Genomic DNA, 20,473 nt, shown 5'->3' with positions numbered 1-20,473 from the left:
ATACGCCTCCTCGCGGGCCGTCCGGAAGAGTCACCGGCGGCGCTCCGGAAGCGTCGCCGGCAGCGCCTCGGAAGAGTCACCCGCGACGCCGGGAACTCTCCCGGCGGCCCCCTCGTTCTCACCCCGCCGAGCAGCGCTTCCGCCCCTCGCCGACGGTAGCCCGCGGCATATACTCGCCGCGTTCGGACGCCCTATCTCGAGGAGCACCGATGACCGAGCCGATGCCGCTTCAACCCCCCGCGCCCGCAGAGCCGCTCGTGCTCAGCGCGCCCGACCCCGTGCAGCCCGTCGCGGCGACGCAGGCCCCCAAGATGGCGCCCAAGGTGGACCCCGCGGTCGCGCCCGCGCTCGACCAGAAGGTCAGCACGTACCTGGACGGCCTGCTCGGCACAGACACCCGCTCACCCGAGTTCGCCAAGCGCGCCGACGACGTGCGCACCATGGGCGACCAGGACATCCGGCAGGCCGCCGACTCCAGCAACCGCCTGCTGGCCACGCCCGTCCGGGCCCTGAAGGAGGGCGGCCTCGCCGACGGCTCGAAGGTGGGCCAGACCCTCCTGGAGCTGCGCCGCACCGTCGAGGACCTCGACCCGTCCGAGGCGAGCGTGGGCCGCAAGATCCTCGGCGTCATCCCGTTCGGCGACAAGATCCAGGACTACTTCCGCCGCTACGAGTCCGCCCAGGGCCAGCTCAACGCCATCATCCAGGCGCTCTACAACGGCCAGGACGAGCTGCGCAAGGACAACGCCGCGCTCAACCTGGAGAAGCAGAACCTCTGGGACACGATGTCCCGGCTGAACCAGTACATCTACGTGGCCGAGCGCCTCGACGCCCAGCTCTCCGCGAAGATCGCCGAGCTGCAGATCGCCGAGCCGGAGCGGGCCAAGGCGCTGTCCGAGGACGTCCTGTTCTACGTGCGCCAGAAGCACCAGGACCTGCTCACCCAGCTCGCCGTCTCGATCCAGGGCTACCTCGCGATCGACATCATCATCAAGAACAACATCGAGCTCACCAAGGGCGTCGACCGCGCGACCACCACCACGGTCTCCGCGCTGCGCACCGCCGTCATCGTGGCGCAGGCGCTGGCGAACCAGAAGCTGGTCCTCGACCAGATCGGCGCCCTGAACACCACGACGTCGAACATGATCGCCTCGACGTCCAAGATGCTCGCCGACCAGTCGGCGACCATCCAGGAGCAGGCCGCGAGCTCGACCGTCGGCATCGAGCAGCTCCAGTCCGCGTTCGCGAACATCTACGCGACGATGGACTCCATCAGCGACTTCAAGACGCGGGCCCTGGACTCGATGTCGCAGACCATCGGGGTGCTGCAGACGGAGACGACCAAGGCGTCCGAGTACGTCGAGCGGGCGCGACGCACGAACACCGACGGCGTGGCGAGCGGTTCTCTCGACCTCGGCACCCGGTGACGGCCACAGGCACGGGGGAACGTATGGGCTGGTGGCAGCGGATCTTCGGCGGCGGACGCACCGAGGAGGAGCAGCCTCTCGCCATCCCGGCACCGCCGACGACGGAGCAGATCGTCACCTCCGTCGACGCGGTGCTGGCCCGCGCGTCGGGCAAGGCTCCCGCCGCCGTGACCGCCCGGGTGCAGCGCGTCGCCGAGACCGTGCACGAGATGGTGCCCCGGCTGGACCGGCTCGGCGCCGGCTCCCAGCAGGCGCACACCGTGGTCGCGACGGCGACGAGCTACCTGCCCGAGGCCGTGGACGCCTACCTGCGCCTGCCCCGCGACTTCGCCGACCGGCGCGTCGTGGACCGCGGCAAGACGTCGCTGCTGATCCTGTGCGACCAGCTCGACCTGCTGGGCGCCACGCTCGACAAGATCTCCGACGCCGTCTCCCGCGCCGACGCCGTGGCGCTCGTCGCGCACGGCCGGTTCCTGGAGGAGAAGTTCGGCGGCTCGGGCGGGCTCACCCTCCCGAGCGCCGGCACGGGCCAGGCCCTGCCGGGCCAGCCGCTGCCCGGCCCGGGTACGGCGGGTCCTGGCACGGCGTCGGGCCCGGCCCCGCTGGAGGCCCCGTGACGACGACGGCGCTGACCGCCGCGCTCGACGCCCTCGCCCGGGCCGGCACCGCCGCGGGCGTCGACGGCCCCGCCGCCCGGGCCGAGGGCGAGCGGCTGGCCGCCGCCGTGGCTGAGTCGTCCCCGGGCGCCCCGGCGGACTGGCTCGCGGCCACCGCCTCCGGTGGCGCGGCGGCGAGCGGCTCCGCCCGCCCGACGTCGGCCACGCTGCAGCCGTTCTTCGACGCCGCCGTGAGCGCCCGCCGCTGGCGCTCCGCCCCGACCGACCTGCTCGCCGGCCTCATCGCGACCGCGCCGCAGCAGGCCGCCGGCTACGCCGACGCGCTGGCCGCCGTCGTCGACGCGGCCGCCTCCCTGGGCGACCCGAGCATCAGCGCGATCGCCGCCGCGGAGGGCACCAAGGCCGTCCACCGCAGCGCGGCGGCGGGCCGCGACCAGGCGCCGTCGGCCGCCTACCCGCCCGGCCTCCCGACACTGTTCGGCGAGCCCGCGACGCCCCTCCCGACGACGACGCCGCCCACCGGGCCGGCGCCGTCGGCCGCGGGCTCCGACCCGGCAGGAGCGGGAGCGACCGCCACGGCGCAGGACGCGGGAGCCCCGGCCGAGCCGACCGAGGGCAAGGAGCCCGAGAAGACCCTGGAGGAGCTCCTCGCGGAGCTCGACCGGCTCATCGGCCTGGGCCGGGTCAAGGACGAGATCCACCGCCAGACCGAGCTGTTGCGTATCGAGCGCCTGCGGGCCGAGGCCGGGCTCACCTCCCCCACGCTGACGCGCCACCTCGTGTTCACCGGCAACCCGGGCACGGGCAAGACGACCGTGGGCCGGCTCGTGGCCGGCATCTACCGCGCGCTGGGGCTGCTGGAGAAGGGCCACCTCGTGGAGGTGGACCGGTCCGAGCTGGTGGCGGGCTACCTGGGCCAGACCGCCGAGAAGACGACGGCGGTGGTGCAGCGCGCCCTGGGCGGCGTGCTCTTCATCGACGAGGCCTACGCGCTGGCCGAGGACCAGTACGGCCGCGAGGCCGTGGACACCCTGGTCAAGGACATGGAGGACCACCGCGACGACCTCGTGGTGATCGTGGCGGGCTACCCCGGCCCCATGGCCCGGTTCATCGGCACGAACCCCGGGCTGGAGAGCCGGTTCGCGCGGACCATCACGTTCGAGGACTACTCGGCCGACGAGCTGCGGCGGATCTTCGAGGCCATGTCCCGCGCCGCCGACTTCGAGCCGGAGCCGGCCGCCCTGGACCGCTTCGACCGCCTCGCGGCCGACCAGCACCGCGGCGAGGGCTTCGGCAACGGCCGCTGGGCACGCAACGTGCTCGACTCCGCGATCGCCCGGCACGCCTGGCGCCTGCGGGACGTTGAACGACCGACGGTGGACCAGCTGCGCACGCTGGTCCCGGAAGACCTGGAGGACGTCGTGGACATCGGGACAGACAGCGAGGCCGGCCTGTGACCGCACCACCGACCACCACGAGCCCGCCGCAGGCCGACCCGGGCACGCCCGCCGGCGCCCCGGACGAGGGTCCGGCCCGCAGGTCGGTCCGGGACCGCCTCGCCGCGGAGCTCGCGACCACCCCGGGCCGCCTCGCGCTGGCCACCGCCGTCGCCGTCGTGGCCTGCCTGCTGCTGGCGATCACCGGGTTCCTGGCGGGCAACAGCCAGTCGGCCGCGCTGCGGGACGCGCAGCGCGACGCCGCGCAGCTCGTCGGCACGCAGGAGCTGCGCAACGACCTGGTGTCCGCCGACGCGACGGCGACCAACTCGTTCCTCGTCGGCGGGCTGGAGCCCGCGGAGGCGCGCGAGGCCTACGAGGCGAGCGTGTCGGAGGCAGCGCAGTCGCTGCCGGCGCTGGCCGCGACCGCGCAGGGCGCGGCCGAGACGGACGACCTGGCCACGGTGTCCGACTCGGTGCAGCGGTACGCGGGCCTGGTCGAGTCGGCCCGCGCGAACAACCGGCAGGGCTTCCCGGTCGGCGCCGCCTACCTGGACCAGGCCTCGTCGGCGCTGCGCGACGAGGTGCTGCCCACGCTCGACGACGTGGCGGTATCGACGTCGCAGCGGGTCGACTCCGACCTGACGTCGGTCTCCCTGTCCCAGGCGCTGCTGCTGTTCGTGCTGCTGGGTCTGGTGGCGCTGGCCGCCGTGCAGCTCTGGCTCGCCCGCCGCACGCACCGCCGCCTGAACATGGGTCTGGCGGCCGCGACCGTCGCCCTGCTGGTGGGCGGCATCGTGGCGACGGCCGCCGTGCTGGGCGGCAACGGCGTGGCCCGGTCGGTGGCGAGCGGCCCGTACGCGGCCACGGTCGCCACGTCGCAGGCCCTGTCGCTGGCGACCGACGCCAAGTCGATGGAGTCGTTCACGCTGATCAAGCGGGGTTCGGGCGCCGAGTTCGAGGACTCGTACCAGACCTCGGTCACCCAGGCGCGCGACCTGCTGAACGAGGCGGACGACGCCGCGGGCACCCGCAACGACCCGCTGTCCCTGCTGGACGCGTGGGACGAGAAGCACGCCGAGATCCGCGCCCTGGACGACGACGGGCAGTGGGACGACGCCGTCGCCGCGGCGACGTCCACGGCCGACGACTCGGCGGGCGCGGCCTTCACCGCGTTCTCCGACGCCGCCCACGCCGACGTCCAGACAACGAGCACCCAGGCGGTGGACCGGCTCGCCTCCGCGGCGACGACCGCGCAGATCGCGGCCTGGGTCGCCCTCGTGCTGGGGGTCGCCGGAGCCGTGGCCGCGGCCGCCGGGATGAACGTCCGCCTGAAGGAGTACCGATGAGCACGCGTGCAGCCCGCAGACCGATCGTCACCGCGCTGGTGGCGCTGGCCCTGGTGGGCACGACGGCGGCGTGCGCGCCCCAGTCCTCGACCCAGCTCCTGACGGGCGCGGCCGGGGCCGGCTCGTCGGCCCAGCAGTCGGCCCAGGAGTCCACGCAGGACTCCGCGCAGCAGTCCGCCCAGGGCTCGGCCCAGCAGGGTGGGACGACGTCGGGCACGGCCACCGCCCCGGCGGAGGACTGCAGCGACGGCCTGCCGGCGGTCGCGTCGATCGAGCCGGACGGCAGCCCGCGGGTCACCTCCGGCTCCACGATGGCCGAGATCCGCGACCGCGGCGCTCTGCGGGTCGGCGTCTCGGCGGACACGCTGCTGATGGGCTCGCGCAACCCGTTCACGGGGGACATCGAGGGCTTCGACATCGACGTGGCCCGGCAGGTCGCCGACGCGATCCTGGGCGACCCGGACAAGATCCAGTTCCGGGTCATCACGTCGGGCGACCGCGAGACCGTCCTGGAGGACGGCGACGTGGACATCGTGACGCGCGCGTTCACGATCAACTGCGACCGGTGGGAGAACATCGCGTTCTCGGCGGAGTACTACCACGCGGGCCAGAAGCTGCTGGTGCCGTCGACGTCGGACGTGCGCGGCATCGACGACCTGGCGGGCCAGCGCGTGTGCGCGCCCGAGGGCACCACGACGCTGGAGCGGCTGCAGCAGTGGGAGGGCGTCGAGGCGGTGCCCGCCGCCACGCACACCACGTGCCTGGTCCTGTTCCAGCAGGGCGCCGTGGACGCCATCACCGGTGACGACACCGTCCTGGCCGGCTTCGCCGCGCAGGACCCGTACGCCAAGGTCGTGGGCGACGCCGTGAGCGACGAGCCCTACGGCGTCGGCATCCCGTCCGGCGACGCGGACATGGTGCGGTTCGTCAACGGGGTGCTGGAGGAGATGGTCGCGGACGGGCAGTGGGAGCAGTCCTACGACAGGTGGCTGGGCGACGCGCTCGGCGACGCGCCGTCCGCTCCCGAGCCCGTGTACGGACGGACGCCGTGAGCCGGACGCAGCGCGCCCCGGCGCCGCCTGGCGCGCTGGGGGTGGCGGCCGAGCCGGCCGCGCTCCTGGCGTACCTGACCGACCTGCAGGCGTGGCTGGACGTGCGCCGCGCCGACCTGGACCGCCTGGACGCGGCGGCCCGGCAGTCCGGCGCGGACGCCGTCACGGCCGACGTCGTGCTCGCCCTGACGCTGTGGCAGGCCGTGCGCACGCGCACGGACGAGCTGGTCGAGGTCTGGGACTCCGGCCGGGCCGACACCGTGGCGCGCGAGCGCATGTCGCAGCTCGTCTGGGGCCGCCTCGGCGGCGACCCCGCCACGTCGCTCCTGTCCCTGGTCGACGCCGCGCGCCTCTGCGACGCGCAGGCCGACCAGCTCGCCACCCGGCTGTCCTTCGACCCGCACGCCGCCGACGTCACCGCGCGCTTCCGGGCGCTGTCCGCCGGGATCGTCCGCGCCGAGGACGCCGCCCGCGCGACGGCCACGACGGAGGACGACGCCGCCGTCGCGCGCCTGCGCGACCGGCACGCGCGGCTCAAGGCCGACGCCGCCCGCGGCGCCGACGTGACGGGCCCCCTCGGGTCGCTCGAGGACGAGGTCGCGCGCACCGAGCGGGACCTCATCGTGCACGCGGCGCGAAGCCGGTCGCTGGCCAAGGACCGGCAGCGCGCCGTCGAGCTGCGCGCCACCCTGGCGGACCGCGCGCCCCGGATCGCCCAGGTCGCCGACCGCTGCCGCCGGGAGGTCGCCGACCCGCCGCACCTCGCGATCCCGGACGTGCACCGCCTCGGCGAGGTCCCCGACGAGCAGGACCGGCTCACGACGTACGTCCAGCGGCTGGGCGCCGTCGAGCGCGCCATGGAGAAGGTCGAGGACGCCTACACCGCACCCCTGCGGGAGCGCGCCGAGCTGCGCTACCGCGTCAAGAACCTGATGACGAAGGCCCAGGGCAACGGGCGGGCGTCGTCGTCCACCGTGAAGGCGGGCGAGGACGAGGCGCGCGAGGCGCTCGACGCGACCCCCTGCGACCTGGTCCTGGCCCGGCACTTCACCGAGCAGCTCGAGGTGCTCGTGCGCGATCTCCCGGAGGGACACCGATGACTGAACAGGCCTGCGCCGAGCCGGGCTGCACCGGCACCATCGAGGACGGCTACTGCAACGTGTGCGGCACGCCGGCCGGGGGCAACCCCGACGGCGACGGGCTAGCCGCCGTCGCCGCGTCCTGGGCCGACGGCGACCTCGACGCCGCGACGGTCCGCTCCGCGGGCTCGCTGCCGAGCGCCGCCGAGCCGTCGACCGGGCGCACCAGCTCGTCGCGCCTCGCGTCCACGGCCCTGGGCTCCGCGCGCGTGACGGGCGGCACCAGCCAGACGCGCCGCGTCGGCACCGGCTCGACCCGCCTGCGCGGGCACCGGCTCGGGGCCGGCCTGACCACCGTGCCGCACACGCCCGTGGCCGACCCGCTGCAGGCCGTCATGGAGACGCCCGAGCTCGCGGAGTCCAAGCGGTACTGCCCCACCTGCGGGCAGCCCGTGGGCCGCGCCCGGGACGGAGTGCCCGGCCGCATCGCCGGGTTCTGCGGGCACTGCGGCGCGCGGTACGACTTCGCGCCCGCGCTCAAGGCCGGCGACCTCGTGGCCCGGCAGTACGAGGTCGTGGGCTGCCTCGCGCACGGTGGCCTCGGCTGGATCTACCTGGCGCGGGACCGCAACGTCAGCGGCCGCTGGGTAGTGCTCAAGGGCCTGCTCAACGCGGGCGACAAGGAGGCGTACGAGGCCGCCGTCGCCGAGCGCCAGTACCTGGCCGAGGTCGAGCACCCGCTGATCGTCGAGATCTTCAACTTCGTGCTGCACGAGGGCCTGGGCTACACCGTCATGGAGTTCGTGGGCGGCCGCTCGCTCAAGGACGTGCTCAAGGACCGCCGCGAGCAGGACGGCGGCAAGCCCCGCCCGCTGCCCGTGGACCAGGCCATCGCCTACATCCTCGAGGTGCTGCCGGCGTTCAGCTACCTGCACGACCACGACCTGCTGTACTGCGACTTCAAGCCGGACAACATCATCGCCCAGGGCGACGGCGTCAAGCTGATCGACATGGGCGGCGTGCGCCGGGTCGACGACCTCACCTCCGCCATCTACGGCACGGTCGGCTACCAGGCGCCCGAGGTGCCGGAGGTCGGGCCGTCCGTCGCGTCCGACATCTTCACGCTCGGCCGCACGCTCGCGTCCCTGGTGCTGGACTTCCGCGGCAACACGACCGTCTACCAGGCGTCGTTCCCGCCGGTCGCGGACACCCCCGTCTTCCAGAAGTACGACTCCTTCTACCGCTGGCTCGCCAAGGCGTGCGCCCCCGCGCCCGCCGACCGGTTCGCCTCCGTGGACGAGGCCCGGGTCCAGCTCCTGGGCGTGCTGCGCGAGGTCGTCGCCACGGACAAGGGCCCGGGCTACACCGCCACGACGTCCGCCGAGTCGCTGCTGTTCGGCGTGCCGCCGCTCGACGGCGCGGACGGCGCCCTGGACTGGAACGAGCTGCCCCTGCTCAAGGTCGACTCGTCCGACCCGATGGCGTCCTGGCTGTCCGGCGTCAACGTCGCGGACCCCGCCGAGCGCATCAAGGCGCTGGCCGGGCCCGCCGAGCACACCGTCGAGGTGCGCCTCGCCGTCGCGCGCGCCGCCATCGAGGCGGGCGACGGCGCGCTGCTGCGCACCACCGTCGCGCAGATCCTGGAGGAGGACCCCTGGGAGTGGCGCGCGGCCTGGATGGAGGGCCTCGGGCACCTGTCGACGGCCAACGCGGCGGCGGCGCGGGCGTCGTTCAACGCCGTCTACGGTCAGATCCCCGGCGAGCCGGCGCCCAAGCTGGCGCTGGCCACGGTCTGCGAGCTGTCGGGCGAGCCCGGCGTCGCCGAGCAGCTCTACGGCACCATCGCGCGGGCCGACGCCAACTACACCGGGGCCGCCGCGTTCGGCCTCGCCCGCGTGCGCTCCGGCGGCGGCGACCTCGACGGCGCCCTCGACGCGCTGGAGCTGGTGGGCCCCACGCGTGGCTCGTTCCCGGACGCCCGGCTGCAGCGGGCCCGGCTGCTCGTCTCCGCGCACCGCACCCTGCTCGACCTGGCCGACGCCGTCGCCGGGCTCGACGCCGCCCACATCCCCGCGCGGCCCAAGGCCGAGGTCACCGTCGACGCCCTCGACGAGGCGCTCGACCTGGTGCTGAGCGACGGCCCCGTGCCGACGGTGCGCGTGGCCGGGGTGGCCGCCGAGGAGCGGGAGCTGCGGGACCGGCTGGAGCTCGCCCTGCGCAACCTCGCCCACCTCACCGACGAGCGCTCGGAGCGCGTGGCGCTCGTCGACCGGGCAAACTCCGTACGGCAGTGGACGTGGCGATAGACGGGGCGGGAGCCCTGACAAGAGCAAGGAGATCCACCCAGACATGAGTGCCGACGACAGCGTCCTCGTGCGCTGCCCGAGCTGCGGCGAGACCGCGGCGCCCCGCGCCCGATTCTGCGAGAACTGCGGCACCGCGCTGGGCGCCGGGGCGAGCGACCCGTCGCTGCCGTCCGAGGTGACCCTCGACGTGGCACCCACCGTGCTGGACCTCGACCCGGCGACGGGCGAGGCCGGCGGCCGGCGCCGGTGCGCGGCCTGCGGCGGCGTCATCGCCGACGACGGCTACTGCGCCGACTGCGGCACCCCCGGCCAGTCCGAGCGCGACCACTTCGAGGAGCGTCCGGCCACCTGGGTCGCCGGTGTCTGCGACCGCGGCATCCGGCACTCCCGCAACGAGGACGCGATGGCGCTGGCCGCGAGCCAGGACTTCGCGGCCCTGGTGGTGTGCGACGGCGTCTCCAGCGCCCCGGACTCCGACGTCGCCTCGCTCGCCGCGAGCCGCGCCGCCCGGGAGGTGCTGGTCGCCTACGGCCCCGAGGGGTCGAGCTCGGTCGCGGGCGCGACCAGCCGGCGCATCGCCGGCTGGACCGACGCCATGGTCGCGGCGTCGCGCGCGGCGGGCCAGGCCGTGCGGGGCGCGGCGGAGCAGCTCGCCGCGACCAAGGGCACCGACGTGGCGGACGACCCGCCGTCGTGCACCTTCGTGGCCGCCGTCGTGGACCGCGACCTGATCGTGGCCGGCTGGCTGGGCGACTCGCGCGTCTACTGGCTGCCGGACGCCGGGCCCGCGGAGCAGCTCAGCGTGGACGACTCGTGGGCGCAGGAGATGATCGCCGCCGGCGTGCCGCGCGCCCAGGCGGAGACCTCGCCCCAGGCGCACGCCATCACGCGGTGGCTCGGGCCCGACGCCGCCGACACCGACGCGCGCTGCGCCGCGACCGTCCCGTCGGGGCCCGGCTGGCTGCTGGTCTGCTCCGACGGCCTGTGGAACTACTGCTCCGGCGCCCACGAGATGGGTGAGCTCGTGCGCAAGTTCGCCGGCTGCGGCGAGCCCCACGCCGCCGCGTCGGCCCTCGTCCGCTGGGCCAACGCCCAGGGCGGGCGGGACAACATCACCGCCGCGCTCGCGCGGATCGACCCGACTGTCACCGAGCAGCGTTAACCTGCCGTAACCGAGAGGAGCCACCGTGGCCGAGTTCTCCGCCGAGGTCTTCCAGAACGAGTTCCTGTCCGACGGCGGCACCGACGTGCACGCCATCGTGTCCGTGACCTGCACCGGGGCGGGCGCTGCCGGCGCGGGCGCCGCCGCATCCCTGAGCGGGACCGCCGACGGCGTGGGCGGGGGCCAGGTCGCCGAGATCGTCGCCGTCGACACGTCCGGGTCCATGCAGGGCCGCAACATGGAGGCCGCCAAGCACGCCGCAGCGGTCGCCGTGGACCAGATCCCGGACGGCACGCTGTTCGCGATCATCGGCGGCTCGCACGTGGCCACCCGGATCTTCCCGTACCCCAACGCGCGCGTGCCGATGGTCGCCATGGAGCCCGGCGCCCGCAACGAGGCCAAGCGCGCCATCTCGACCATGTCGGCGAGCGGCGGCACGGCCATCTCGACGTGGCTGCGGCTCGCCGACGACCTGTTCGCCACAGTGCCCGCGGCGCAGAAACACCTGATCCTGCTGACCGACGGCAAGAACGAGTCCGAGCCGTCGATGCACCTGGACCGGATGATCACCGACGTCACGGGCCACTTCCAGTGCGACGCCCGCGGCGTGGGCGACCGCTGGGTGGTCGAGGAGCTGCGCAAGATCTCGACGGCGCTGCTCGGCACCGTGGACCTCATCGCGCGCCCGGAGGACATCGCCGAGGACTTCGCGGCCCTCGTGCGCAAGTCCATGGCCCGCGGCGTCGCCGACGTGGACCTGCGCGTCTGGGCGCCGCAGGGCTCCCAGGTGCTGTTCGTCAAGCAGGTGGCCCCCGAGGTCGACGACCTGACGAGCCGCCGCACCGAGGTCAACCCGCTGACCAGCGGGTTCCCCACGGGCGCGTGGGCCGACGAGACCCGCGACTACCACGTGGCGGTCCGCGTGGCGGCCAAGCCCGTGGGCTCGGAGCAGCTCGCCGCGCGCGTCCAGGTCGCGGTGGGCGGCGAGGTGCAGGCGTCGGGCCTGGTCAAGGCCAAGTGGTCGGATGACTCCACGCTCACCGCCCGGATCAGCCCCGAGGTCGCGCACTACACGGGCCAGGCGGAGCTCGCCTCCGCCATCCAGGAGGGCCTGGCGGCCAAGGCCTCGGGCGACGAGGCGACGGCGACCGTCAAGCTCGGCCGCGCCGTGCAGCTCGCCGCCGAGACCGGCAACGACGAGGCCACGTCGCGGCTGCGCAAGATCGTGGAGGTCGAGAACGAGGAGGAGGGCACCGTGCGGCTCAAGCGGAACACCGCCAAGCTGGACGAGATGGCACTCGACACCGCCTCCACCAAGACGACCCGGGTCCGGCGCGCATGACCGTCGTCTGCCCGGAGGGACACACCAGCCAGTCCACGGACTACTGCGACGTCTGCGGCACGCCGATCCCGGCGGCCTCGGCCGACCCGGGGCCTGCGAGCGGGACCGGTGCGGCCGCTTCTGGTGGTGCGGTTTCTGGTGGCGCTGCCGCCGGCGGGGCCGCCGCCGGACCGGTGACCTGCCCGAACTGCGGCGACGTGTCCCCCGCCGACTCCCTGTTCTGCGAGAACTGCGGGTACGACTTCACGACCGGGACGCCGGCCCCGCCGCCCCCGCCCGGGGCGACGTCGGGCCTGGACCTCGGCGACCTGGGCGCGACGCAGCCGGGGAACGGCTCTGCTCCGGGCGGGTCTGCGCCTGCCGGGTCTGCTCCCGCGGGCGACCCCGGTCCGGGGTCGGCGTCGGTCGGGTCCGTGCCTGCTTCGGCGGGGTCGGTGCCGGCGGGTGCCGGGTCGGTGGGGTCTGCTGCGCCGTCGGCCGGTACTCCGGCGCCGTCGGCCGGGGTGCCCGCGCCGTCGGCCGGTGGGGCGGTGCCCGGGCCGTCGGCGGAGGGTGGTGGCCTCGCCGCGCCGCCCGTCCCGGGTGACGACACCTGGGTGGCCGAGATCTGGGTGGACCCCGACTGGTACGCGCACGAGCGGCCCGAGGACCCGATGCCGTCCGCGGGGCTGCCCGGCCTGGTCACGCTGCGGCAGCGCAGCCTGCTGGTGGGGCGGCCGTCGAAGTCGCGCGGCATCCGGCCCGACATCGACTGCGGCAGCGACCCGGGCGTCTCCCGGCGGCACTGCCAGCTCTCGACGGACGGTCAGCGCTGGTGGGTCGAGGACCTGGGCTCGTCGAACGGCACCTTCGTCGCGGCGGCGGGCGACCCGCTGCCGGACACCCCGCTCACGCAGGGCGTCCGGCGCGAGATCGAGGAGAACGACCGGGTCTTCATCGGCGCGTGGACCCGCCTGGTGGTCCGCAAGGCCCTCCCGGGCGAGGCCTGACTTTCTCTTCTGTCGGCCCGGACATGTCAGACGCCTTCGCGTCGGACCCTCGGGTCGCCTTCTCCTTCGAGACCTAAGTTTCTTCGCTTTCGAGCTCCTCAAAGCGAAGAAACTTAGGTCTCGAAGGAGAGAGCGACCTAGGCCTCCGAGGCGGGGGCGTCGGCGCGGCGGAGGCGGAGCGCGACCAGGCCGGCGCCGACCACCACGACGACGTTGACGAGCACCAGCAGCCGGTAGTCGACGAACGCCAGCAGCCCCGCGCCGAGCGCCGTCACGAGAGTGCCCGGCAGGTTGTTCACGAGGTGCCCTGCCGCGGCGACCCGGCCCTGGAGCCGGTCGGGGGTCACGACCTGACGCTCGGTGACCCATGCGATGACCGCGGCCGTCACGCCGAAGCCGAGCAGCGCCTGGGCCGCGACCGCCGGGATGACCCACTGGAACGCGAACGGCACGAGGGACACGCCCACGGCCAGGACCCCGAGGGCGTAGACGCGCGGCCGCCCGTACCGGAGCATGAGCCGCGGCGTGACCGCCCCGGCGACGAACCCGGCCACACCCTGCAGCACGGTGATCGGCCCGAGCCAGGCCGCGGGCAGCCCCAGCCCGTCGAGCACGGCGAAGACGACGGCGTTCACGAGGCCGACCGACGCGAAGACGATCACCGCGTTCCATGTCATCCCGCCCAGCGGCTGGGTGCCGAACAGGTGCCGGAACCCCGCCGTCGTCGCCGCCAGGTACGACTCGCCCGTGGAGTCCTCGAACCGCGACTCGACGACCCGCACGAACCCGAGCACGATCGCCGCGCCCACGAACCCGCCGATCGCGACGGCGACCAGCGGCACCACGCCGGCCAGCGCGTACACGGCCGCGCCGACCACCGGCAGGGCCACCCGGAAGACCTGGTCGATCATGGAGAGGCGGCCGTTCGCGTGCCCGAGGGCCTCGTCGGGCAGCAGGTCCTTGAGCAGGCCCGACTGGCAGGCGCCCGTCACGTACGCGACCGCCGAGTAGACCAGCGTGGACGCGAAGATCACCCAGACCTGGCCCGGCGCGGTGACCCAGAACAGGGGCACCAGCCCGAGCGCGCCCACCACGTAGGCGACCACGAGCATGCGGCGGCGCGACACCCGGTCCGCGAGGTACCCGAGGAAGGGCGATGCGAGGGCGGGCAGTCCGAGGACCGCGAACGTCACGCCGCCCAGGGCGGCGCTGCCGGTCAGGTCAGCGACCCACACGGCCATGAGCAGCGTGAGCAGGGAGTCGGCCACGTTGGCGAGCGTCCAGCCCACCACGAGGGTGCGGAACACGGGGGTCCGCAGATGTCGGGCGGGGTCGTCGGGGACCGGCTGCCCGACGGCGGACGGGTCCGCGGGTGGTGTCGGCGGGAGGCTCGCAGTCGCTCCGACGGGCGCCGGTGGTGAGACCACGGCCGGTGCGGCTGCCTCCTGCCCGACGGCGGACGGGTCGCCCTGAGCGGTGCCCGGGGCCGGGCGGACGCCGGAGGTGGCATCGTCGGCCGCGGCGGTCTCGTCGCCGTGGGCCGGGGGCAGGGTGGTGGTCATGCGTCTTCGCCCTCGGGGTCCGGGATGTCGGACCAGACGGCGCCGAACAGGTGCGCCCGCCGCGCACCGGGCGGGCGCTTCGCGGGGTCCTCGGAGCGGCCGCGGAACGGTGCAGCGATCTCCTCGAGCCGGCGGGACAGGTCGTCGAGCTCGTCGCGGGTCGCCCAGTACTCCTGGTGTGTCTGGGTCGTGGCGTAGATCCAGGCCGGGTCGTCGCGGCCGGCGTCGGCGAGCCAGCGCTGGAGCGCCGCGAACTGCTCGGCGACGAACATGCTGCCGAACGCCTGGGCGGCGGGCCACGACTCCGGGTCCGCGAGGTCGGGACGCACGCTGAACCCCCTGCTCACGGCCCGCCAGGGTCGCTCCTTGCCGTGCGGCTCGGCGCGCTCGACGTGCCCGTACTTCTGGAGCTGGCGCAGGTGGAACGAACAGCTCGCCACGGACTCGCCCGTGCGCTCGGCGCACTGCGTGGCGGTGAGCTCGACGCCGGCAGCGAACAGGCTGAGCAGCCGGATGCGCAACGGGTGGGTCATGGCCTTGATGGCGTCGGCCTGCGAGATGACGGCGTCGTCAGGCGACACCGGGCGTGTGAACCCCTGGACCTCTGGCTGCATCTGCTCGGGCATGCGCCGAGCGTAGGACGCTAAAGGGAACTTGCGCAAGCATCCTTTAGCGACTTCCCCGCACGTGTCAGACGTACAGGTCACTCGGGTGACCTGTACGTCTGACACGTGCGCGGAAAAAGGCGTGCGCGGCACCGGGGTCTCCTGGGAGGCTCAGGGCACACCGCGGTGACGTCCGTCCGGTCCCATACCGGGCGGTGGACAGGGTCCGGCCAGACCCTCCTGTCGGGAGACCGGCAATCCAGCGTCACGAAAGGCACTCACGTGCACACCGAGTACGACCTGGCGCAGTCCCTCCACCGGGACCGCCTGAAGGACGCCGAGGAATACCGGCGTTCCCGCAAGCTCCGCGAGGAGCAGAAGCGACGCAGGGCCGAGGCCCGCGCCGCACACCGGAACGACAGCCGCGCATCGGCACCCGCCCTGCGCGTGCGGTCCGCATGACCCGTACGGCGTCCGCCGGAGCACCTCCGGCGACCGGCGCCTCCGACATCCCGAAGCAGAGCGTGTGCGCGGCACACGCTCTGCTTCGCTCTTGTGCGCCCGAACACGCCTCGCATCGCCCCTGACCTGCGAACAGGGTGCTGCACGTCACCCCTGTCCGCCTTGCGCGGCATTTCCGGAATCAGGGATGATGTAACACGACGGAAACACTGAGGAGCACCGCGCCGCGACCCGGCCGGAGCACGCCCACTGCCACCGTCACCTCTCCCCACCCCTGGAAGGACCACGGACATGCATGCCGAGACCGCCTACTACATCAGCCGCGCACAGGTCGCCGAGATCGCCCGCCGCGCCGAGGTTGCCGAAGCCCAGGAGCGCGCCCTGCGTGAGCGCCCCGAGCGCGCGACCAAGCGCACCAAGCGTTTCCGCCTGATCTGACCGACTGACCCGGTCGGTCGATCGACCGGCCCCGTCGGCACGGCCGACCCGCCGAGCAACAGCGCCCCGACCGCCGTCGGACATCCTGGGCCCTTCCCCGAGCGACCTCGTCGCCTCGCGGAAGGGCCTTCGTGTACCCCGCCGGACTGCCCCAGGCACCGGACGGAATAGGCTAGGTCGGTGAGCCTTCCCAACCCCAACGAGCGCATCGTCTGGATCGACTGCGAGATGACCGGCCTCGACCTGCGCGCAGACGCGCTGATCGAGGTCGCCGCGATCGTCACCGACTCCGACCTCAACGTCCTGGGCACCGGTGTCGATGTCCTCGTCAAACCCCCGGCCGAGGCGCTGGCGCAGATGAACGACTTCGTCCGCACCATGCACACCACGTCCGGCCTGCTCGACGAGCTCGACCAGGGGCTGACCCTCGAGGAGGCGCAGGAGCAGATCCTGGCCTACATCCGCGAGTGGGTGCCCGAGCCGGGCAAGGCTCCGCTGGCCGGCAACTCCGTCGGCACCGACAAGTCGTTCCTCGACCTGCACATGGTCGAGCTGGTGGACTACCTGCACTACCGGATCATCGACGTGTCCTCGATCAAGGAGCTCTCGCGCCGCTGGTACCCGCGCGTCTACTTCGCTTCTCCGAAGAAGGACGGCGGGCACCGCGCGCTGGCCGACATCCTGGAGTCGATCGACGAGCTGCGCTACTACCGCGAGGTCCTGTTCCCCGCGCAGCCCGGCCCCGACACCACGACCGCCCGCGCCGCAGCGGCGCGTGTTGCCGAGACGTCCGTCACGAAGCAGCTCGCTCCGTAGATTTGAGTTCGGTCCGCGGCCGCTGACCATGTATGCTTTTCGACGGTCGCCGGTCCACGAATCGGCGGACATGGTGGGCGTAGCTCAGCTGGTAGAGCATCGCGTTGTGGTCGCGAGGGCCGCGGGTTCAAGTCCCGTCGCTCACCCCATGCGCAAGAGGGCCCCTCGCTTCGGCGAGGGGCCCTTTCGCGTTGCCCGACGACGCCGGAGGCGGCACCGGTGCCGCCTCCGTCAGCCTCCGGCCGGTCACCGTCAGCCCAGGAGCTTGACCACCGCGTCCGCGAGCCGGCCCTCGACGCCCGTGCCGTACTTCATCCACAGCGACGGCTCGGTCAGCTCCAGCTCGATGACCATCGGCACGCCGTCGTCGCCCGAGACGAGGTCCACGCGCGCGTAGGTGAGGTCCGCGCCCGTGGCCGCCCGGGCGACGTCGAGCGCCCGCCGGGCCACCTCGACCTGGTCGGGCGTGGCCTCGAACGCCGCCATCTCCTCGCGGGCGTACAGCTCGCCGGACTCCTCGGCCGGGCCGGTGAGCAGCGCGTTCTTGCGGACGGCGTGCGTGAGCTCGCCGTCGACGAAGACGAGGCAGGTCTCGCCCGTGGTGTCCACGGAGGTGACGTAGGGCTGGATCATGGCCCAGCGGCCGTCGTCGAGCAGGCGCATGGCGTGCGCGATCGCCTTGCCGCGCGACTGCGCGGACACCGGCTGGTACCGGCCCGTGTTCTGCGCGCCGGCGCTGACCACGGGCTTGACCACGAAGTCGCCGAACGCGGGCATGCGGGTGTGCACGGCGCGCTTGGACAGGTGCCGCTCGGGGTCGAGCCAGATCGTCGGGATCACCGGGACGCCCGCCGCCTCGAGCTCGCGCAGGTAGCGCTTGTCGGTGTTCCACTCGATGACGTCGGCGCTGTTCGCGACCTTGGGCAGCGAGCGCGCCCAGGCGAGGAACTCGTCGTGGCGCGGCGAGTAGTCCCAGGTCGAGCGGACCAGCACCAGGTCGTAGGCCTGCCAGTCGACGGCCGGGTCGTCCCACACGGCGGGTTCGGCCGTCACGCCGCGCTCGGCGAGCGCCGCGATCAGCGGCACGTCGTCCTTGTCGAGGTCGGGCAGCTGGGAGCAGGTCGCGAGGGCTACACGTGCGTTGGTCACGCCCCCGAGACTATCCGGACACGTTCGTTGAGGTCCCGGCGTGCGCGCAGGTCAAGACGCGGCGTCGGTCACAGCGGCGTCGTCGGCGTCCGCCGTCGCGCCCGTCGCGCTCGTCGCGCCCGCCCCGCCGCTCCCGGCCGCACCATCAGCGTCGCCCGGCACACCGTTCGCCGGCTCCTGGGCCGCCGCGTCCGCCGCGCGGCGCAGCGCCCCGAGGATCCCGTCCGCCGTGAGCGAGCCGACGACGTCGCCCGACTCCCCCACGACCGGCACCCGACCCATGGCCGACGCCGGCAGCGCGGCCACGGCCTCGAACGCGTCGGTGAGGCGCGCGCCCAGCCGCACGGGGGCGGGGGCCGGCTGCACGATCCGGTCCGCGCCGTCCAGGTCGGCGCTCTGCACGCGGGCGAGCGACAGCATGCGCGAGGCCGCGCCGTCGCCGATGAAGTCGCGCACGCGCTCGGAGGCCGGGTGGGCCAGCACCGCGAGCGGGCTCGCGACCTGCTCCAGCCTGCCGCCGCGGGACAGCACGGCGATGCGGTCGCCCAGGCGCGCGGCCTCGTCGATGTCGTGCGTCACGAGGATCACCGTGGTGCCGGTCTCCTGCTGGATGCGCTGGAACTCGGTCTGCAGGTGGCGGCGGAACTCCGGGTCGACGGCGCCGAACGGCTCGTCCATCAGCAGCACCGGCGGGTCGGTCGCGAGCGCCCGGGCCACGCCGATGCGCTGGCGCTCACCGCCGGACAGCTCGTGCGGGTACCGCTTCGCGTACGTGGCGGCGGGCAGGCCCACGAGGTCGAGCAGCTCGGCGACGCGCGCCCGGGTGCGCCGGCGGTCCCAGCCGAGCAGGCCCGGCACGGTGGCGATGTTCGCCTCGACGGTCCGGTGCGGGAAGAGCCCGACGTTCTGGATCACGTAGCCGATGCGGCGGCGCAGGGCCACGGGGTCGGTGGTGGTCACGTCCTCGCCGTCGAGCAGGATGCGGCCCGACGTCGGCTCCACCAGCCGGTTGACCATGCGCAGCGTGGTGGACTTGCCGCAGCCCGACGGCCCGACGAGCGCCAGGACCTCGTGCTCGCGCACGGAGAGGCTCAGCCCTTCGACGGCGACGGTTCCGCTGCCGAACGACTTACGGACGGAGTCGAGCTCGATCACGGTGCGAGAAGCCATGTGCTCGAACCTACCGGGTGAAGAGCACGATAGGTTCTCACCATGCCCGGCAACCCATGGTTCTCCTGGTCGTACGTGGTCAACAACGCGCCCTTGATCTGGCAGCGCACGCTCGAGCACGCCGGCCTGACGATCGAGGCCGTCCTGATCTCGGCGGCCATCGCCATCCCGCTCGGCGCCCTGGTCTCGCGGTCGCGGTGGCTGGCCGGGCCGGTGCTCGGCACCGCGGCGGTCATGTACACCGTGCCGTCCCTGGCGCTGTTCGCGATCCTCGCGCCGCTGCTCGGCATCGGGCGCACGCCGGTCCTGGTAGGCCTGGTGGTCTACGCGCTGCTGATCATCCTGCGCAACACGGTCGCCGGGCTCTCGACCGTGGACCCCGCCGTCACCGACGCCGCCCGCGGCCTGGGCTACGGGCCCGGCCGCCTGCTGGTCCAGGTGGCCATGCCGAGCGCGCTGCCGAGCATCATCGCCGGGCTGCGGCTGGCGACCGTGTCGACCGTCGCCCTGGTGACCGTGGGCGTCGTCGTCGGCTACGGAGGCCTGGGGCAGCTCATGTTCCAGGGCTTCCGCAACAACTTCTACCGGGCCGAGATCATGACGGCGACGCTCGCCACGATCCTGCTCGCGCTCGTGCTCGACCTCGCCCTGTGGGCCGTCGGCAGAGCCCTGACCCCCTGGCTGCGCAGGAGGACCGCATGAGCGCCCCGACCGGAGTCGTCCAGCAGGCGATCGTCTGGCTCAACGACCCCCTGACCTGGACCGAGCCCGGCGGCATCCTCGAGCTCGCGGGCGAGCACCTGGTCATGACGGCGATCGCCGTGGTCATCGCCGCCGCCGTCGCCATCCCGACCGGCGCCTGGCTGGGGCACAGCGGCCGCGGCGCGGGCACCGTCGTCTGGCTCACCAACGCCTCCCGCGCGCTGCCGACGCTCGGCATCATCCTGCTGCTCGCCGCCGGCGGGCTGTTCGGCAACACCGCGACGGTCATCGCGGCCGCCTTCTTCGCCGTGCCCGTGCTGCTCGTCAACACCTACGAGGGCGTGCGCGGCGCCGACCCCGACGCCAAGGACGCCGCCCGCGGCATGGGCATGAGCGACGGCCGCATCCTGCTCCAGGTCGAGCTGCCGCTCGCCACCACCCTGGTCTCCGCCGGCCTGCGCGTCACGATCGTCCAGGTGGTCGCGACCATCCCGCTCGCGGCGCTCGCCGGGGGCGGTGGCCTGGGCCAAATCATCGCGCTCGGCATGGGCACGCAGCGCTACGGCGAGGTGCTCGCGGGCGGCGTGGTGGTCGCCGGGCTGTGCCTGCTGATCGACGCCGTGCTCGCCGTCGGGCAGCGCCTCGCCACCCCGGCGCCGCTCCGGCTGCGCGCCGGGTGACCTGCCTTCTCCGGGAATAAAGTTCGAAGTGCCCGACCGAATGTAACGACATTCTCACGAGAGGGTTTATCCCTTGCGATCGTCCGCCGGCCGAGGTCGAATGGTACAGATCGAAGCCGTAGAACAGATG

The 20,473-nt window shown here is 73.8% G+C and carries 19 protein-coding genes and 1 tRNA gene; 16 read left to right on the top strand and 4 right to left on the bottom strand.

Features of this window, described 5'->3' with window-relative positions; genetic code table 11:
* Positions 1-209 precede the first annotated feature (209 nt).
* Genes FHX71_RS02170 through FHX71_RS02125 form a run of 10 tightly spaced genes read left to right on the top strand, consistent with a single transcriptional unit; the run spans position 210 to position 12,759 of the window.
* Complete coding sequence (locus tag FHX71_RS02170) at positions 210-1,427, top strand: toxic anion resistance protein (RefSeq protein ID WP_182614212.1); 1,218 nt, start codon at positions 210-212, stop codon at positions 1,425-1,427.
* 23 nt (positions 1,428-1,450) lie between these two features.
* On the top strand, positions 1,451-2,044 hold the full coding sequence (locus tag FHX71_RS02165) for a hypothetical protein (RefSeq protein ID WP_182614211.1): 594 nt from the start codon (positions 1,451-1,453) through the stop codon (positions 2,042-2,044).
* A complete protein-coding gene (locus FHX71_RS02160; RefSeq protein WP_182614210.1) occupies positions 2,041-3,501 on the top strand; it encodes an AAA family ATPase in 1,461 nt (486 codons plus the stop codon). The genes FHX71_RS02165 and FHX71_RS02160 overlap by 4 nt, the downstream gene beginning before the upstream one ends.
* Positions 3,498-4,829, top strand: a complete 1,332-nt coding sequence (locus FHX71_RS02155) for a GlnX family signal transduction membrane protein (RefSeq protein WP_182614209.1) — start codon at positions 3,498-3,500, stop codon at positions 4,827-4,829. The genes FHX71_RS02160 and FHX71_RS02155 overlap by 4 nt, the downstream gene beginning before the upstream one ends.
* Entirely contained in the window at positions 4,826-5,881 is a 1,056-nt protein-coding gene (locus tag FHX71_RS02150) for a glutamate ABC transporter substrate-binding protein (RefSeq protein WP_182614208.1), read from the top strand. Before FHX71_RS02155 ends, FHX71_RS02150 begins: the two co-directional genes overlap by 4 nt.
* A complete protein-coding gene (locus FHX71_RS02145; RefSeq protein WP_182614207.1) occupies positions 5,878-6,981 on the top strand; it encodes a hypothetical protein in 1,104 nt (367 codons plus the stop codon). Before FHX71_RS02150 ends, FHX71_RS02145 begins: the two co-directional genes overlap by 4 nt.
* A complete protein-coding gene (locus FHX71_RS02140) occupies positions 6,978-9,266 on the top strand; it encodes a serine/threonine-protein kinase (protein ID WP_182614206.1) in 2,289 nt (762 codons plus the stop codon). Before FHX71_RS02145 ends, FHX71_RS02140 begins: the two co-directional genes overlap by 4 nt.
* Before the next feature lie 43 nt (positions 9,267-9,309).
* Entirely contained in the window at positions 9,310-10,428 is a 1,119-nt protein-coding gene (locus FHX71_RS02135) for a protein phosphatase 2C domain-containing protein (protein WP_182614205.1), read from the top strand.
* 25 nt (positions 10,429-10,453) lie between these two features.
* Positions 10,454-11,770, top strand: a complete 1,317-nt coding sequence (locus FHX71_RS02130; RefSeq protein ID WP_182614204.1) for a VWA domain-containing protein — start codon at positions 10,454-10,456, stop codon at positions 11,768-11,770.
* Entirely contained in the window at positions 11,767-12,759 is a 993-nt protein-coding gene (locus tag FHX71_RS02125) for an FHA domain-containing protein (protein ID WP_182614203.1), read from the top strand. The genes FHX71_RS02130 and FHX71_RS02125 overlap by 4 nt, the downstream gene beginning before the upstream one ends.
* 137 nt (positions 12,760-12,896) lie before the next feature.
* Here the strand turns inward: FHX71_RS02125 and FHX71_RS02120 are convergent, their stop codons facing one another.
* Both FHX71_RS02120 and FHX71_RS02115 read right to left on the bottom strand, forming a co-directional pair.
* Positions 12,897-14,321, bottom strand: coding sequence for an MFS transporter (locus FHX71_RS02120; RefSeq protein WP_182614202.1), 1,425 nt, complete (start codon positions 14,319-14,321; stop codon positions 12,897-12,899).
* On the bottom strand, positions 14,318-14,947 hold the full coding sequence (locus tag FHX71_RS02115; protein WP_182614201.1) for an ArsR/SmtB family transcription factor: 630 nt from the start codon (positions 14,945-14,947) through the stop codon (positions 14,318-14,320). The genes FHX71_RS02120 and FHX71_RS02115 overlap by 4 nt, the downstream gene beginning before the upstream one ends.
* Before the next feature lie 261 nt (positions 14,948-15,208).
* Here FHX71_RS02115 and FHX71_RS02110 point away from each other — a divergent pair, with 261 nt between their 5' ends.
* The 4 genes from FHX71_RS02110 (at position 15,209) to FHX71_RS02095 (ending at position 16,791) form a co-directional block, all read left to right on the top strand.
* Complete coding sequence (locus FHX71_RS02110) at positions 15,209-15,388, top strand: hypothetical protein (protein WP_182614200.1); 180 nt, start codon at positions 15,209-15,211, stop codon at positions 15,386-15,388.
* Positions 15,389-15,679: 291 nt separating this feature from the next.
* Positions 15,680-15,826 (top strand): hypothetical protein, encoded by a 147-nt coding sequence (locus tag FHX71_RS02105; RefSeq protein WP_182614199.1) that lies wholly within the window; start codon positions 15,680-15,682, stop codon positions 15,824-15,826.
* Positions 15,827-16,006: 180 nt separating this feature from the next.
* On the top strand, positions 16,007-16,642 hold the full coding sequence (gene orn / locus FHX71_RS02100; protein WP_182614198.1) for an oligoribonuclease: 636 nt from the start codon (positions 16,007-16,009) through the stop codon (positions 16,640-16,642).
* Positions 16,643-16,715: 73 nt separating this feature from the next.
* Positions 16,716-16,791: transfer RNA gene (locus FHX71_RS02095), tRNA-His, on the top strand.
* A gap of 103 nt (positions 16,792-16,894) precedes the next feature.
* Here FHX71_RS02095 and FHX71_RS02090 read toward each other — a convergent pair.
* Both FHX71_RS02090 and FHX71_RS02085 read right to left on the bottom strand, forming a co-directional pair.
* The gene (locus FHX71_RS02090; protein ID WP_182614197.1) at positions 16,895-17,791 is read right to left on the bottom strand and encodes an ATP-grasp domain-containing protein; all 897 of its coding nucleotides are present in this window, start codon (positions 17,789-17,791) and stop codon (positions 16,895-16,897) included.
* A gap of 51 nt (positions 17,792-17,842) precedes the next feature.
* The gene (locus FHX71_RS02085; protein ID WP_182614196.1) at positions 17,843-18,961 is read right to left on the bottom strand and encodes an ABC transporter ATP-binding protein; all 1,119 of its coding nucleotides are present in this window, start codon (positions 18,959-18,961) and stop codon (positions 17,843-17,845) included.
* 42 nt (positions 18,962-19,003) lie between these two features.
* On the opposite strand from FHX71_RS02085, the gene FHX71_RS02080 reads away from it, so the two are divergent.
* Positions 19,004-19,663 (top strand): ABC transporter permease, encoded by a 660-nt coding sequence (locus FHX71_RS02080; protein WP_182614195.1) that lies wholly within the window; start codon positions 19,004-19,006, stop codon positions 19,661-19,663.
* Positions 19,660-20,343 carry an ABC transporter permease gene (locus FHX71_RS02075; protein WP_182614194.1) on the top strand — a complete coding sequence of 228 codons (684 nt, stop codon included), beginning with the start codon at positions 19,660-19,662 and terminating at the stop codon, positions 20,341-20,343. The genes FHX71_RS02080 and FHX71_RS02075 overlap by 4 nt, the downstream gene beginning before the upstream one ends.
* Positions 20,344-20,473 lie beyond the last annotated feature (130 nt).

Source organism: Promicromonospora sukumoe, from assembly GCF_014137995.1.
Taxonomy (GTDB): Bacteria; Actinomycetota; Actinomycetes; order Actinomycetales; family Cellulomonadaceae; genus Promicromonospora; species Promicromonospora sukumoe.
Note: the sequence above shows the minus strand (reverse complement) of the source record. Positions and strands in the feature narration are given on the sequence as shown.

What these genes read in the sequence shown, in the direction of transcription:
- FHX71_RS02170 (WP_182614212.1), top strand. Translation starts at nt 210, where the DNA reads ATGACCGAGCCGATGCCGCTTCAACCCCCCGCGCCCGCAGAGCCGCTC.
- FHX71_RS02165 (WP_182614211.1), top strand. Translation starts at nt 1,451, where the DNA reads ATGGGCTGGTGGCAGCGGATCTTCGGCGGCGGACGCACCGAGGAGGAG.
- FHX71_RS02150 (WP_182614208.1), top strand. Translation starts at nt 4,826, where the DNA reads ATGAGCACGCGTGCAGCCCGCAGACCGATCGTCACCGCGCTGGTGGCG.
- FHX71_RS02140 (WP_182614206.1), top strand. Translation starts at nt 6,978, where the DNA reads ATGACTGAACAGGCCTGCGCCGAGCCGGGCTGCACCGGCACCATCGAG.
- FHX71_RS02135 (WP_182614205.1), top strand. Translation starts at nt 9,310, where the DNA reads ATGAGTGCCGACGACAGCGTCCTCGTGCGCTGCCCGAGCTGCGGCGAG.
- FHX71_RS02125 (WP_182614203.1), top strand. Translation starts at nt 11,767, where the DNA reads ATGACCGTCGTCTGCCCGGAGGGACACACCAGCCAGTCCACGGACTAC.
- FHX71_RS02120 (WP_182614202.1), bottom strand. Translation starts at nt 14,321, where the DNA reads ATGACCACCACCCTGCCCCCGGCCCACGGCGACGAGACCGCCGCGGCC.
- FHX71_RS02115 (WP_182614201.1), bottom strand. Translation starts at nt 14,947, where the DNA reads ATGCCCGAGCAGATGCAGCCAGAGGTCCAGGGGTTCACACGCCCGGTG.
- FHX71_RS02105 (WP_182614199.1), top strand. Translation starts at nt 15,680, where the DNA reads ATGCATGCCGAGACCGCCTACTACATCAGCCGCGCACAGGTCGCCGAG.
- FHX71_RS02085 (WP_182614196.1), bottom strand. Translation starts at nt 18,961, where the DNA reads ATGGCTTCTCGCACCGTGATCGAGCTCGACTCCGTCCGTAAGTCGTTC.
- FHX71_RS02080 (WP_182614195.1), top strand. Translation starts at nt 19,004, where the DNA reads ATGCCCGGCAACCCATGGTTCTCCTGGTCGTACGTGGTCAACAACGCG.
- FHX71_RS02075 (WP_182614194.1), top strand. Translation starts at nt 19,660, where the DNA reads ATGAGCGCCCCGACCGGAGTCGTCCAGCAGGCGATCGTCTGGCTCAAC.